Annotated in this window: 15 protein-coding genes; 5 read left to right on the top strand and 10 right to left on the bottom strand. The window is 32.4% G+C overall.

Features of this window, described 5'->3' with window-relative positions:
- Positions 1-185: 185 nt before the first annotated feature.
- A complete protein-coding gene (locus SH09_RS08720; protein WP_042739270.1) occupies positions 186-590 on the top strand; it encodes an Rrf2 family transcriptional regulator in 405 nt (134 codons plus the stop codon).
- A gap of 70 nt (positions 591-660) precedes the next feature.
- On the opposite strand, the gene SH09_RS08715 is transcribed toward SH09_RS08720, so the two are convergent.
- The gene (locus tag SH09_RS08715) at positions 661-1,362 is read right to left on the bottom strand and encodes a GntR family transcriptional regulator (RefSeq protein ID WP_042739269.1); all 702 of its coding nucleotides are present in this window, start codon (positions 1,360-1,362) and stop codon (positions 661-663) included.
- Between the two features lie 170 nt (positions 1,363-1,532).
- On the opposite strand from SH09_RS08715, the gene SH09_RS08710 reads away from it, so the two are divergent.
- Both SH09_RS08710 and SH09_RS08705 read left to right on the top strand, forming a co-directional pair.
- Positions 1,533-3,425 (top strand): beta-glucoside-specific PTS transporter subunit IIABC, encoded by a 1,893-nt coding sequence (locus SH09_RS08710; RefSeq protein ID WP_042739268.1) that lies wholly within the window; start codon positions 1,533-1,535, stop codon positions 3,423-3,425.
- A gap of 21 nt (positions 3,426-3,446) precedes the next feature.
- On the top strand, positions 3,447-4,892 hold the full coding sequence (locus SH09_RS08705) for a 6-phospho-beta-glucosidase (protein WP_042739267.1): 1,446 nt from the start codon (positions 3,447-3,449) through the stop codon (positions 4,890-4,892).
- Between the two features lie 109 nt (positions 4,893-5,001).
- On the opposite strand, the gene SH09_RS08700 is transcribed toward SH09_RS08705, so the two are convergent.
- The 7 genes from SH09_RS08700 to SH09_RS08670 form a co-directional block, all read right to left on the bottom strand.
- Complete coding sequence (locus SH09_RS08700; RefSeq protein WP_042739266.1) at positions 5,002-5,184, bottom strand: hypothetical protein; 183 nt, start codon at positions 5,182-5,184, stop codon at positions 5,002-5,004.
- Between the two features lie 79 nt (positions 5,185-5,263).
- Positions 5,264-5,737: an SRPBCC family protein gene (locus SH09_RS08695; RefSeq protein ID WP_042739265.1), complete on the bottom strand. Its 474-nt coding sequence runs from the start codon at positions 5,735-5,737 to the stop codon at positions 5,264-5,266.
- A gap of 1 nt (position 5,738) precedes the next feature.
- Positions 5,739-6,332, bottom strand: a complete 594-nt coding sequence (locus SH09_RS08690) for a helix-hairpin-helix domain-containing protein (protein WP_042739264.1) — start codon at positions 6,330-6,332, stop codon at positions 5,739-5,741.
- A gap of 273 nt (positions 6,333-6,605) precedes the next feature.
- Positions 6,606-7,121 carry a YceI family protein gene (locus SH09_RS08685; RefSeq protein WP_042739263.1) on the bottom strand — a complete coding sequence of 172 codons (516 nt, stop codon included), beginning with the start codon at positions 7,119-7,121 and terminating at the stop codon, positions 6,606-6,608.
- A 171-nt stretch (positions 7,122-7,292) separates the two neighbouring features.
- The gene (gene adcA / locus SH09_RS08680; protein WP_042739262.1) at positions 7,293-8,834 is read right to left on the bottom strand and encodes a zinc ABC transporter substrate-binding lipoprotein AdcA; all 1,542 of its coding nucleotides are present in this window, start codon (positions 8,832-8,834) and stop codon (positions 7,293-7,295) included.
- A gap of 291 nt (positions 8,835-9,125) precedes the next feature.
- The gene (locus tag SH09_RS08675; protein WP_042739261.1) at positions 9,126-9,728 is read right to left on the bottom strand and encodes a DsbA family protein; all 603 of its coding nucleotides are present in this window, start codon (positions 9,726-9,728) and stop codon (positions 9,126-9,128) included.
- Between the two features lie 45 nt (positions 9,729-9,773).
- A complete protein-coding gene (locus tag SH09_RS08670; protein ID WP_042739260.1) occupies positions 9,774-10,148 on the bottom strand; it encodes a cystatin-like fold lipoprotein in 375 nt (124 codons plus the stop codon).
- A 255-nt stretch (positions 10,149-10,403) separates the two neighbouring features.
- Between SH09_RS08670 and SH09_RS08665 the strand changes: the two genes are divergently transcribed.
- A complete protein-coding gene (locus SH09_RS08665) occupies positions 10,404-11,648 on the top strand; it encodes an aminoacyltransferase (RefSeq protein WP_042739259.1) in 1,245 nt (414 codons plus the stop codon).
- A gap of 317 nt (positions 11,649-11,965) precedes the next feature.
- On the opposite strand, the gene SH09_RS08660 is transcribed toward SH09_RS08665, so the two are convergent.
- Both SH09_RS08660 and SH09_RS08655 read right to left on the bottom strand, forming a co-directional pair.
- A complete protein-coding gene (locus tag SH09_RS08660) occupies positions 11,966-12,310 on the bottom strand; it encodes an ASCH domain-containing protein (protein ID WP_042739258.1) in 345 nt (114 codons plus the stop codon).
- Between the two features lie 138 nt (positions 12,311-12,448).
- Positions 12,449-13,882: an MDR family MFS transporter gene (locus SH09_RS08655; RefSeq protein ID WP_042739257.1), complete on the bottom strand. Its 1,434-nt coding sequence runs from the start codon at positions 13,880-13,882 to the stop codon at positions 12,449-12,451.
- Positions 13,883-14,091: 209 nt separating this feature from the next.
- On the opposite strand from SH09_RS08655, the gene SH09_RS16345 reads away from it, so the two are divergent.
- Positions 14,092-14,196, top strand: coding sequence for a putative metal homeostasis protein (locus SH09_RS16345; RefSeq protein ID WP_107513352.1), 105 nt, complete (start codon positions 14,092-14,094; stop codon positions 14,194-14,196).
- Positions 14,197-14,225 lie beyond the last annotated feature (29 nt).

Here is a 14,225-nt window from a genome sequence, read left to right as displayed (position 1 = left end):
AAGTTTTAAATTGCATTAACAAATTTAATGATTCTGTATCACTATGCAATGGCTATGATACACCAATATATAATTAGCTTCTCGCTCATCATCCTATAACTTCTTTCATTGCGTCTGAGCAGTAAATGACGTAAAATCAACATGTATCAATTTAAAGCACAAGTTCGGTGCAAAGGAGGCACAATATGAACACACAATTTTCTGTTGCCATTCATATACTTACACTATTAGCTACTGAACAAGAACCCGTTTCAAGTCAATATATAGCATCGAGTATTAATAGTAACGCTACACTCGTTAGAAAAATCTGTCGTTTCTTAAAGGAAGGTAATCTAATTGATAGTAGTCAAGGCGTTTCAGGTTACAGTTTGAAACAACCTGCAACTTCGATATTTTTGGGTCAAGTATTTCAAATTATTTTTGATGAAGAAACTCACTTTGCAAAAATTCATGGCAATACAAATCCAGATTGCTTTGTTGGAAAGAATATTAGCAGTGCCTTAGATTCTATCTATAGTGAGGTAGATCAAACTATACTAAATCAATTAAATCATTATTCTATCCAAGACGTAATTAACCGTTTCAATTAAAAAATTCTATATGAACAAAGCTAGACTATAGCACCTCATTACACAATAATGCGATGTTATAGTCTAGCCTTTATTTTTGTGAAGGAATATAAAAATGTGCATTCTCATAATGATATATCAATTGTGAACAATCAAAAGGCACGCCAGTCGTAGTATAAAATACTTGTTCATATCTTAAGCATGGCTCACCCGTTGATAAATTTAATAGCGGTGCTTCCTCACTATTTAATTTATCGACAGTAAAGTAAATATCAGAAAATCCAATTTTAACCTTTATGCGTTGTTCTAAATATCTAAAAATAGACCCTTCTGCAATTGAAGTATCTAAATACAGCACAATATCTTTGTTGAAATAAGATTGTTCATAGCACAATACCTTACCATCAATATGCACAATACGTTCTAAGACATAAACTTCTGTATCTTTATCAAGCTTTAATTTTTGGCGAACTTCTTCTGGAGCGATGACTTCTTCTACTCTAATCACATCATTTGTAACTGAGTGACCCACAATTTCATCACTAAATCCACTTGATGAAAATAAATTTAAATAACCATCTCTTTTTGGATTACGAACATAAATACCACTGCCACGCGCTTGGTAGATTCTCCCTTTCTTTTCTAAAGCTTCTAAAGCTTTAATAATCGTACTCTTACTTACTTCATATTGAGCTTTCAAAGTTTCTACACTAGGTAGTTTATCTCCAGCTTGATAGTTACCTTCAGCAATATATGCATTGATTTGTAATGCTATTTGTTCATATTTGAGCATTCGTCTACCCCTCTTACATTAAAATTCAAACCATTATAACATGAACCTCATTTTAACACACCGAGCATATTTTTGTTAGGGTCTTTACAAATTATACCGGTATAATTATAATGAAATAAATCGCTTACATGTGATGTGATTAATTTTAATAATAAAAGGAGCTGTATCGAATGGCAGATAAAAACCAAGTGTTAGCGCAACAAATACTAGATGCTGTCGGCGGTGAAGACAATCTTGTTAACAGTACACACTGTGCAACCCGATTACGTTTAGTGTTAAAGCGCTCTATACCAGATGCTCATAAGAAAGTTGCCGCCATAGATGGCGTCGTTACCGTCGTAGAAAATAATGGTCAATTCCAAGTGGTCATTGGAAATAATGTCGGTGAAGTTTATAAATCATTTGAAGCATTAACGGGAGATAATGCAAATGCCGATTTACAACCTGAATCGGAAAATAAAGGCACTATTGTAAACAGAATTGTGGCAACTATGTCTGCAGTATTTGCACCTTTTATTTATATTTTAGCTGCCGCTGGTATATTACAAGGTCTGCTCATCGTGATCAATCTTATAGCACCAGCATTTAAACACACAGGAACTTATGAGGTGTTTAACTTTATTTCCTGGGCACCCTTTACATTCTTACCAATCTTTATCGCTATCACCGCTTCAAGACATTTCAACGTAAATATGTATATTGCAGTAGCTTGTGCTGCAGCACTTGTCAGTCCTGATTTAACAGGCATCGTAAGTAAAATACAACACGGAGAAAGCGTAAATCTATTTGGTATTCCATTGACCGAAACAAGTTATACGTCATCGGTGTTACCACCATTACTATTAGTGTGGATCCTTTCTTATGTTGAAAAATACTTAAATAAATGGATACATGATGTTGTTAAACCATTATTCACTCCATTTTTCAGCATTATCATTATGGTGCCATTGACACTATTAGTTATAGGTCCTATTTCAACTTTAGTTGCACATGGTATCGCTAGCGGCTTTAATTATCTCGTTGCCGTTGCACCTTGGTTAGCCGGCGCACTCATCGGTGGTTTCTGGCAAGTATTTGTAATTTTCGGTGTACATTGGGGTATTACACCAGTTATCTTGGCTAATTTCGAACAACATAAGAGTGACGCATTCCAGGCCTTTCAAACTATCGCAGTAATCTCACAATTCGGTGCAGTAATTGGTGTCTTTCTCAAAGCAAAAAGCACTGAAATCAAACGTGTATCATCATCCGCAGGTATCACAGCAATCTTTGGTATCACAGAACCTGCAATGTATGGTATAAACATTCGCTTTAAAAAACCATTCCTTATTGCTTGTATTAGTGGTGCCATTGGTGCATTTGTTGCTAGTTTCTTTAATCCTAAGTACTATGCCTATGCAGGTTTACCAGGTCCAATCACAGTAGTCAATGGTTATAGCAGTGATAATCCAACTTCTATTTGGGGGATATTAATTGGGAGTGCCATTGCCATTATTTTACCTATTATATTAATCCAAATATTTGGTTATGGAGAGGATACTACAGAAGAAGTCGCCGATACAGCTGAAGATAATAATCCAAATGCGATTATTGTTGATGATAATTTAGAAACAACTGTATTTAGCCCAATTAAAGGTACTGTGTTGCCATTATCTGAAGTTAATGATCCTATTTTTGCACAAGAAATGATGGGTAAAGGATTAGCAATTCAGCCAAGTGCTAACGCAGTTGTCTCACCTATCGAAGGTGTCGTCAGTATGATAGCACCTAGCAAACATGCAATTGGCATAACCTCTACGACTGGTGTAGAAATATTGATTCATGTTGGATTGGATACCGTTCAATTAAACGGTGAAGGCTTTGAATTACTTGTACAAGAACATGAAAAAATCGACCGTAATCAACCTTTATTAAATTTCAACAAGGAACAGCTCGAACAACAAGGGTATGACACAGTCATTCCAATTATTATCACTAACTCTGGTGAGTTCGAGGAAGTTATAGTTAACGCCGAAGCATCTGTAACACACGAAGACGAATTAATGACTGTCATTAGTAAATAATATTAAAGGAGCTTGATTCATATGACTAAATTATCTAAAGACTTTTTATGGGGTGGCGCACTTGCTGCCAATCAATTTGAAGGTGGTTATGACCAAGGAGGTAAAGGCCTCAGTGTTATCGATGTCATGACAGCTGGTGAACATGGTAAAGCTCGAAAGATTACACAAGATGTCGATCCTAATGAATATTATCCGAATCATATTGGAATTGATTTTTATCACCGATATAAAGAAGACATTGCATTATTCAATGAAATGGGACTTAAATGTTTAAGAACATCTATTGCGTGGTCTCGTATATTCCCCAATGGAGATGAAAGTGAACCAAATGAAGAGGGATTACAATTTTATGATAATGTCTTTGATGAATTATTAAAATATGGCATCGAACCAGTTATTACGCTCTCTCACTTTGAAATGCCTTTACATCTTGCTAGAGAATATGGTGGATTTAGAAATCGTAAAGTTGCAGACTTTTTTGCCCACTTTGCAGAAGTCGTATTCGAACGCTATAAGAATAAAGTTAAATATTGGATGACCTTTAACGAAATCAATAATCAAATGGATACTGATAATCCTATATTCTTATGGACGAATTCGGGTGTGCAAGTTGGTGAAGATGAAAATCCTGAAGAAATACTATATCAAGTTGCACATAACGAATTAATCGCTAGTGCTAAAGCAGTCAAAATTGGCAAAGCCATTAACCCAGATTTCGAAATCGGACTTATGATTTCACATGTAGCGATTTATCCTTATTCTTGCAATCCTGAAGATATGATGGAATCAGTAAAAGCGAGCCGTTTACGTTATTTCTTCCCTGATGTTCAAGTTCGAGGTTATTATCCTAGCTACGCAAATAAGATGTTCCAACAAAAAGGATATGATATTGGTTGGCAAGATGGAGACGACGAAATCTTAAAAGCAGGTACAGTTGACTATATTGGCTTTAGTTATTATATGACAACTGTAGTTAAGCACGATGCCGAAACATATACTGGAGAAAATGTTACCAATGGCGGATTAGCAAATTCTGTTGATAATCCGTATATTACACAAAGCGACTGGGGTTGGGCTATCGATCCAACAGGATTAAGATATACCTTAAATGTCTTATATGATCGATATCAAATACCATTATTTATTGTAGAAAATGGCTTCGGTGCGATTGATGAATTTGATGAACAAGGCGAAATACATGATAGTTATCGTATTGATTATTTAAAAGCACATATTGATGCAGCTATAAAAGCAGTTGATGAAGATGGCGTTGACTTAATGGGTTATACGCCTTGGGGTATTATTGATATTATTTCCTTTACCACAGGAGAAATGAAAAAACGTTATGGTTTAATATATGTGGACAGAGACAACGCAGGTAATGGTTCATTAGAACGTAAAAAGAAAGATTCATTCGATTGGTATAAAAAAGTAATAGAAACGAATGGCGAAGATTTAGAAAGCTAATTAAATTCTTAAAATTTAAAACAACCAATTCAGTTAGATAATAATTGAATTGGTTGTTTTATTATTATATTAATATATAACTATCCAGCCTAGAATCACTGCTTGGATATTATGCATTGGCTTTAAATTTGCTTAAAACCTTTAAACCATATGCAAAAATACCATAACCTGCTAAAGTTCGTGTAAACCATTTGAATCCATGATTACTCATACATTTCTCATTTAATAGCAATGTTGGTATTAAAGTACTGAATGAATAAAGAAATAAAACTTTTACATAACGTTTATTCAAAGCACTCACCTCTTTTCACTAATATTATATCGAGAATAATTAAAAAAGAGGCAGTGTATTTTTAACATATTTTTGACATTTATAAGGTCTTAACTAACTTCTCTAAATTGTCAAAGGTACTATTCATACCCGCTTCAACTCCCATGTCGAGCAACTGTTGTGCCGATTGGGCATCTGGCAATACTGATACAGACTCAATTTCAGTTTCATCCTTATTAAGCTGATTAAATGTAATTATATTATGCATCCCCGCCATATTGTCCGCTCTATTTCCTTCACTGTCTGCAAAATAGTCATAATAATCAATTGTTGTTGGTGCTTTTACTTGCTTATATTCTGTGACCGTATAACTTGTACCTTCAGGTGTATGAATCGCAAAAAATGCGTCTCCACCATCTTGTACATTAAATTTAAATATTTCAGTAGATGCACCTTCAGGATGAAACCAAGCTTTAAATAATTGTTCATCTGTATATGCATTAAACAATTTTTCTGCTGATGTATTAAAAGTTCGTGTAAAAATAATTTTATTATTGTCTATTTTGATACTCATCTTAAGATTCTCCTTCATCCATAATGACATATGATGTCACTGTTTTAATCTTGGCATCTTTCTTATGACTTTCAAATTCAAAGAAATCTGCGAACCATAATTTCGAACCATCGCTTTGCAATTGTTCACCATGCATTGAACCTACCTTACCATGTGAAATATTATCGTTTATAACTATTTGTTTAATATCTACTTGATGTTCACTCAGTTCATCATAAAAGGCATCTAGACCTTTCAATTCAAATGCACCAGGAACCTTCCAAATAAAGTCCTCACTTAATACTGCTATCAGTTGTTCTTTATTTACTAATGCAGAAGCAATTAAAAAATACAACATAATGCGTTGCTTTGGTGCATTGTCGCATTTTAAATCACCTATGAGTTCAAAGGGTAATTCGTGTCCTAATATATTTTTAAAGTCTAGACCATGTTCAGCTAATGCCTTTTCCAAAATATCGATTGCCTTAGGTCCAACACCATGAATATCTAATAGCGTAGTCTTATCATAGCGTGCTACATCTTCTAAACTTGAAATTCCTTGAGCTTTCAGAGCATTGGTTGCAGGTTTGCCTATCTTTGGTAAGTCCACTCCCATTGTATCTCCCCTTTCTTAAATAACTTATACCCAATTCATACGCTGTAATATGTATTAGAAAGTAAATAAAGTTAAAATTTTCCTACGAGATATAAGCAATAAATTAATATCTATAAACATTTATTATTTATTTATCCAAGCATTACTCATCTTACATAGCTAGTGATGAGTAAAGTATCTTAGCTGTTATAGGTTAACTAAATAACAAAACAGACTGGAACATGATATCAATGTCCCAGCCTGTCTAATTATTAATAACGAATAATTAAATTTTTAATCTTCAAGCGCAAATTCTAAACTCACTTGGAAATGCACTTCTTTACCTAACATTAAACCACCTGTTTCTAATGGTTGATTAAATGTAATACCATATTTATCGCGGTTTACAGAACCATTAATAACGAAACCAACAGTTTCTGCACCATTCATTGGGTTTTTACTTTTACCTTCATAAGATAAATCAAATGTTTCCTCATTTGTTTCACCTTTAATTGTTAAGTTACCTGTTACTGATTGCTCAGTTGTATTTGTAATTTCAAATTTAATTTCAGGATATTTTGCCACATCGAAGAAATCTTCACCTTTTAAATGAGCGTCACGATCGGCAACTCGCGTATCGATAGAATCTGCTTTGATTGTAAATTGACCTTTAAGCGTGCTTAAGTCATTAATATCCCCTTCTGCTTGGGCATCAAAATCATTAAATCTACCTTTCACATTAGAAATCACTAAGTGTTTAATTGAAAATTCAATTGCTGAATGTGCTTGATCAAATTTAAATGTTGTCATAAATCTTACCTCCAAGTTTGTTGTATTATTAAGATACATTTATTATACCAAGTATATTTTATATATCAAATATTACGCTCACTCTGTGTTGGTATTTTTTTATTCCCGTTAATTTACATTTTACTCATTCAACTTTTCAATTATAGCTATATTCATAAACTGTCTTTAATATTAATGTGCTAGCATATCTGTTTTAATTTCTTTGCCCGTTTGATTTTTAGGATAGTAAGTTGGCCAATTATCTAATTCTTTCAATAATTTTTCACGATCATTCCCCATAAATATATGGAAATGTGCTGCCTTTTTCGGAGCTATATTATGATCACTAAATTGTACATACTTTGGTAGTTCTTGGTTGTCTTCATTTTTTAATTTAAATACATATCGGACACCACGGTTCCCTTTTTCATAATTCAATACTTCTTTTCCATCATATACATATTGACCTTCTAAAGTTTTCCCATTCTTAGTAAAAGTGATTGAATCATCTGTGATTTTAAGGTTATCTACATCTGTTTTATAACCTTTTTCATAATATGCTTTATATTCCTTTTCACTCATTGAGTCATCTTCTTTAGCTTTATGCTTCATCACTTCATCAAGTGTGCCATTTTTTAACAGTGGATAAACTGACTTCCAATCTCCACTATAGTCAGCTAACGTTCTATCTTTTATTTGACTATCTTTAAAATAACCTTCAGAAATGGCTTTCTCATGTTTTTCATCATTATCTGGAGCTGAAGTTTTAACTTGCTGATTTAAAGCCTTCTCAATTTGTTTAATATTTTTGTCCATGAGTGATTGGAAAGAGATGTCCTTATCCTTCATCTGTTCTTTTGACATAGATTCCATATTATAGAATTTTAACGGTTTGGCTGAAGTTTCTTTTCTTATCGTATCAGTCACTTTATGCGAAACATTATCTTCATATAAGATATATTTCGCTCCAGAACTTTTAATTTCTTTAACAATCTTAGTTAAATCCTTTTGTGATGGATCTTCAGCATTCATATTTTGAACACCTTTTTGGACAAAACCATAACGTTCAGCCAAATAACCGATTGATTCATGCGAAATAAATATCGTACTACCTTCTTTACCTTTTACAGTATTTTTCATTTTATTATCAATTTGCTTAAGATCTTTGTTCAATTGCTTATAATTTTTTTCATAATAAGCTTTATGTTGTGGATCTTTTTTCACTAATTCATCTTTAATTTCTTTAGCAAATGTTTGATCAAATTTAGGATCTAACCAAACATGCGGATCATAGCCTCCATGATGGTGGTGACCATGGTCATGCTCGTGTTCACTATCTTCATCTTCATGATGATGTTGATCTGTTAATAATTGCGCCTTATCTAACTTCTCTTCTAAGGACAATTTTTTATCTTTATCTTTAATCGTTTTCGCAATTTTCTTAGAAACAGGATCTAGATTATCCCCTGTGTAAATAAATAAATCTGATTTATTGGTATTGATAATATCTTTTTGTGTCGGTTCATAATCATGTAAATCCGTTCCTGGTGGATATATTGATTTAACAGATACGTGTTTGCCCCCAATTTGTTCCGCAAAGGATTGCAAAGGATAAACAGTAGTATTTATTTTAATTTTATCCTTGTTTTTATCATCGGCATTCTCATTCCCACAAGCAGTTGCCAACAATGCTAGCGTAGTGACTAAAAATAATATGTATAGTGATTTTCTCATAAAATCCTCCTTAAATAGTAATGATTACGATTTAAAATTATAGTCTTTCACTCACTAAAAAGCAATAGCTCAAAGTAAATTTTTCTTAATGATTACGATTTAATGATTGAATGTTGATTTTTAAATTACACTTTTGAGCATTATTACGTAAGCTATAAACTTAAAAGCCATTATTAGAACAATTATTTACATAATAAAAAAGTAGCAACTACTTTATAACTGTAAAGGTTGCTACTTTGATTACATACGCTATTCAATTGTTTCAATATATAGCTATCTTTATACTGTAAACTAATCTGTTAATAACTTTTCATAACTGCTAAATTTATATGGGTCTTTGAGTTTTTCACCTTTGACATAGATTGTTGGTGCCGTGTCGATATGATTTTTCTTATATTGTTGTCTATCTTTCTTTGCTGCTTCCCATGACTTACTATTTTTCTTTTTATAATCATTTTTGATTTTCACTTTAGTTTGATTATCAATATTTAATTTATCAATTTGTTTATCTACTAATTTAGTAGTAATCCAAGCCTTTTCGTTATCTGGTTGTTGCTCAAACATAAGTCTTTGAAATGTTAAGTATTCCTTTGGTGCTATGCTTTGTACTGCATGCCCTGCTCTAGATCCAATGATAGAATCTTTGCCCAAAAATGCCATATTAACAAATTGATAATCTACCTTCCCTTTATCAATATATTGTCGTTTTAATTTCGGCATAATTTTATTTTCTACCTTTTTACAATAAGGACATTTATAATCTCCATACTCAATAATACGGATTTTCCCATTTTTATCAACTTTATCATTTTCATGCACATTTTCATTATTACCACAAGCCGATAGTAATACGATAAGCATCATTAAACCCAAGCTCATCCATAATTTTTTCATAATTGTTGTTAACACCTCGATTGTTATTTCTTAACAGTTCGCTTTTTATTCGTTTAGATTCATATTCTCTTCTTCATAATCAGCGTCATCTTTATGTTTTTGGTAATAACCTTTCGAATTAAAATCTTTTACATATTTCGCTTTTCCATCTTTAAATTGATACGTATAATAATGTGCTTCCGCATCATTCTTTAATGGTTTATATGCAATCATCACATACTTGCCATTTTCAAAAACATAAATATTGGCATCTTTTTTATCAAATTTCTTATCAACATCTGCTTGATGATTTTTATGTAATTTCTTTTGGAATGCTTGTTGCTTATTAACTGCTTTATCTATTTTGTCTGCATATTTCCCACTACTACATGCAGTAGCAACGATTAGAACGGCTATTGCCATTACGAATAATTTTCTCATAATAAAACATCTCCTATTACTCTTTACCATTCATCTTTTATACATTTTAAATCCGTATATATTATCATACAATGAATATGTTATTTCTTCTATAGTAATTTACCTTTCACTTAAGCTCATGATGAACCTCAAACTTTAGTAGTAAGCACTAGGTTATAAAATGCTATTACAAATCATATTTGGTATACTAGATATATGTCAATCAACTTAATAAGAATTTTTTAAGTTGACTTTTTAAGGAGGAAAATAAACTATATGCAATTTGTGAACATTACCCCCGAGGAGTTCGAACAATTTACACAAAATAACTTTTCTCATTACACACAAACACGTGTTTATTTTGACTCTCGCGAACAAAAGCAAGGCGATGCACATTTACTTGGTGTAAAGAATGATTCAGGTGAAGTTTTAGCAGCCGGCATGTTTACCGAAGCACGTGCCTTAAAATATTTTAAGTATTTCTACAGTCAACGTGGTCCTGTGATGGATTACAATAATATTGCCTTGGTAGACTTTTACTTTAAATCTTTGACTACGTATTTAAAGAAACATAACTGCCTTTATGTCTTATTAGATCCTTATATTTTAGAAAATATACGTAGTGCAGATGGTGAAATTTTAAAGTCATTTGATAACAGAACTTTAATTCAAACATTGGATAAACTTGGTTATCAACATCAAGGCTATAGTGTTGGATATTCGCAAACAAGTCAGATTCGTTGGCATTCTGTGTTAGATTTAACAAACAAAACGCCGAACCAATTGCTGAAAGAAATGGATTATCAAACACGCCGTAATATTAAACGTACTGAAGAGATGGGTGTTAAAGTAACTACGCTACCAATCGAAGAAACTGGACGCTTTTTCAAATTATTTAAAATGGCTGAAGAAAAACACGGGTTTTCTTTCCGTGATGAGCCTTACTTTGAAGAATTACAAAAGGCCTATAAAGGTAATGCATTTTTACAACTTGCATATATCGATTTAAATGAATATATAGCTGGTTTAAATGATAAGCTGGCTAAGTTGCAAAGTGAATTAGCTGAAGTTGAAAATGCCCTACAAGAAAGTCCTAATTCAAAGAAACAAAAGACAAAACGAACACAGTTAACGCAACAGCTTAACAGCACTCAGCGTAAAATCGATGATACCAATCAAACGATTGAAACGGATGGTGCAATTCTAGATTTAGCTTCTGCTATTTATATTTATAATGATCATGAGGTTTATTATTTATCTAGTGGTTCAAATCCTAAGTATAACGCTTATATGGGCGCATATAAGTTACAGTGGGAAATGATTAAATTTGCTAAAGATCATAATATCGATAGTTATAATTTCTATGGTATTACTGGTGACTTTAGCGAAGATGCTGAGGATTATGGTGTTCAGCAATTTAAAAAAGGCTTTAATGCTCATGTACATGAGTATGTTGGTGATTTTATTAAGCCTATTAATCCACTTGCCTACAAAATTGGTACATTAATTGGTAAGCTTTAACAAAGAAGTCAAACTACAAGAGAATATTTAAATTTGCTGTCGATTGAGGTAAAGCTCATCGACAGTTTTTTTATGAAATGATCTACGATGGTCGATACATATTTGTTTAAAGCCATTTTATAGGTTCATGTTGTCCATATGACGTGAAAGTCAGCTACAGTCTTTGGCATTGTACTATTCCTACAAGAGACATCAGCCTATTTCATGTTACATTTTTTTCATTGCGCTTTCTTCTCATATAAAAAAACAAGGTCAGCAAAAACTCTGACCTTGTCATATGTATACTTTATTGTTACTAAAGTTATGCACACTATCAATTATCTTATGCGTTTTATTTTTATAGCTAATGCACCATGTTCAAGTTCCTCAGACTGCGAGTAAATTTGATAAATTGCAGCTAATTTTTGTGATAGTTGCATTTCTTCTCGTACGCCGATATCTTGATTGCTATAGTCCTTCAATAATGCTTGAAAAGATGAATAAAGCTTGGTTTGTAATACAGTTACTTTCAACTGCTCTTCAGTCACTAAATTTGTAAATAAAATTTCGTCACCGCTTTGAACTTGTTGTCTCTTTTCATCATTGAGTCTTATTTCAATTGTCTTAATCCCATTTTTAATTGCTTGAAATGGTTCATCATTCAATTTCATCGTGTGTTCCATTGTTTGCACCACTTTTCAATATTAAATTACATTCATAGTTTCTTAATAATTATAATGAGTTAAAAAATAGCCGATATACCTTCTTAAATAGTATAACAGAAGTTACATCAGCTATTTTATATTACTCAATTTATTATATTATTCTGCTTCTAGTTTTTTCTTACTTTTTAGCATAAAGACACAAATAAAACTAATGACTGAGATGATAATTGCAAACCAAAATGCCCCGTGATATCCACTTAATAGTGCATCATGTTGTATATTCATCGCCATTTCTTTCTTATTCATACCTTTATAATTACTCATTTCTGGTGTGAAGTTCTTAGAAACTTGGCTCATAGTTGTAACTAGTCCAGCAGTACCAATTGACGCAGCAATTTGTTGTACTGTATTGGTCATTGACGAACCATGTGCGTTCATTTCTTGTGGTAGTTGGTTCATTGTATGTGTCATTAATGGCATTAAACTTAATGCGATACCGATCATTCGCACTGCATAAACAATAGTAAGCATTAGTGAAGAACTATGCTCATCCATAATAACAAAGTATGAACTTGTTACGATAACAATAATCATACCAAAAATACCCAGAATTTTTGCACCAAATTTATCGAATAAAATACCTGATAGCACTGACATAATTCCCATAACGATAGCGCCAGGTAGTAGTATTAATCCTGATTGTAGTGCAGTGTCTTTCATTATATTTTGAACAAACATAGGTAAGATTGTTTCTGAACCAATCATTGATACCATGGTAAAGCCCATGATAATAATACCTACTGCGAATTGACTGTTCTTAAATACTGAAAAGTCAAGTAACGGTGTAGTTAGTCTTGTTTGTCTGAAAATAAATGCGATAACTAAAATAATCCCGCCAATCATTGTTGTTAATACTACAGGGTCGTTCCAACCATCTCTTGAGATTGAACTCGTACCGTATAATAAACCACCAAAACCTAAAACTGATAAAAGAATTGATAGTATATCGATAGGTACGCGTCTATTAGTTCCTACATTTACTACATATTTCAATGAAGCCAAGAATGTGAGTGCTGCTACCGGAGCAACAACATAAAATAATGCTCTCCATTCTAAATATTCAACTAAATATCCTGATAATGTCGGACCAATTGCTGGTGCCAAACCAATTACTAAACCAAATACTCCCATGTACTTCCCACGTTCATGAGGTTCAAACACATCTAATATCGTTGTCATCATTAATGGCATCATAATCCCTGATCCTAAAGCTTGGATGATTCGTGCGATTAACAATATTTGGAAATTAGGACTAAATGCCCCAATAATTGTTCCAACAAGGAAAATAATTATTGCAGTTAAAAAGACTTGTCGCGTAGAAAATCTCTGAATCACCATTGCAGATAATGGAACGACAACCCCGTTAACAAGTAAAAATGCAGTTGTTAACCATTGTACTTTTGTATAATCTATATCAAATTCTTTCATTATACTCGGCAAAGCAGTTGTGAGTAGCGTTTCATTAAGCAAACCAAAAAAGCCACCAAATAACATTGTGATAACCATTATGATTCTTGTTTTTTGAGTCATATACTTCTCCTTTTCCTATATAAACTATCTCATCCCATAGGACAACATAACTATGAATTATACATATTTTTTAGTTTCAATTCATTTGATAAGCATTTAATACCTATTATTTTTTTAAAAATAACTACATTTTTATAAATCGTAATCATTACTATTTACATTTATCCTTTATTCCTTCATAATAAAGTCAGGTTAAGGAGGTCATTTACATGAAATTAGATTTACAAACTGCACGTCGTAATTTGAATAGTCCAAATATCAAAACACGTAAGCGTGCGTTAAAAATTATCAAACAGCATAAACGCAACAAATAATCCCTCACTTTATTATTTATCCTTATTTT

Origin of the sequence: Staphylococcus gallinarum (genome assembly GCF_000875895.1) — a bacterium.
In the GTDB taxonomy this organism is placed as follows: domain Bacteria; phylum Bacillota; class Bacilli; order Staphylococcales; family Staphylococcaceae; genus Staphylococcus; species Staphylococcus gallinarum.
This window is presented reverse-complemented; position numbering and strand designations above follow the sequence as displayed.

Excerpts from the sequence above, each read along its gene's own strand:
- SH09_RS08685 (WP_042739263.1), bottom strand. The coding sequence starts at position 7,121 with ATGACAACATTTAAATTTGATCAAGCACATTCAGCAATTGAATTTTCA.
- SH09_RS08660 (WP_042739258.1), bottom strand. The coding sequence starts at position 12,310 with ATGGAACACACGATGAAATTGAATGATGAACCATTTCAAGCAATTAAA.
- SH09_RS08720 (WP_042739270.1), top strand. The coding sequence starts at position 186 with ATGAACACACAATTTTCTGTTGCCATTCATATACTTACACTATTAGCT.
- SH09_RS08715 (WP_042739269.1), bottom strand. The coding sequence starts at position 1,362 with ATGCTCAAATATGAACAAATAGCATTACAAATCAATGCATATATTGCT.
- SH09_RS08710 (WP_042739268.1), top strand. The coding sequence starts at position 1,533 with ATGGCAGATAAAAACCAAGTGTTAGCGCAACAAATACTAGATGCTGTC.
- SH09_RS08655 (WP_042739257.1), bottom strand. The coding sequence starts at position 13,882 with ATGACTCAAAAAACAAGAATCATAATGGTTATCACAATGTTATTTGGT.
- SH09_RS08670 (WP_042739260.1), bottom strand. The coding sequence starts at position 10,148 with ATGAGAAAATTATTCGTAATGGCAATAGCCGTTCTAATCGTTGCTACT.
- SH09_RS08705 (WP_042739267.1), top strand. The coding sequence starts at position 3,447 with ATGACTAAATTATCTAAAGACTTTTTATGGGGTGGCGCACTTGCTGCC.
- adcA (WP_042739262.1), bottom strand. The coding sequence starts at position 8,834 with ATGAGAAAATCACTATACATATTATTTTTAGTCACTACGCTAGCATTG.
- SH09_RS08690 (WP_042739264.1), bottom strand. The coding sequence starts at position 6,332 with ATGGGAGTGGACTTACCAAAGATAGGCAAACCTGCAACCAATGCTCTG.
- SH09_RS16345 (WP_107513352.1), top strand. The coding sequence starts at position 14,092 with ATGAAATTAGATTTACAAACTGCACGTCGTAATTTGAATAGTCCAAAT.
- SH09_RS08665 (WP_042739259.1), top strand. The coding sequence starts at position 10,404 with ATGCAATTTGTGAACATTACCCCCGAGGAGTTCGAACAATTTACACAA.
- SH09_RS08675 (WP_042739261.1), bottom strand. The coding sequence starts at position 9,728 with ATGAAAAAATTATGGATGAGCTTGGGTTTAATGATGCTTATCGTATTA.
- SH09_RS08695 (WP_042739265.1), bottom strand. The coding sequence starts at position 5,737 with ATGAGTATCAAAATAGACAATAATAAAATTATTTTTACACGAACTTTT.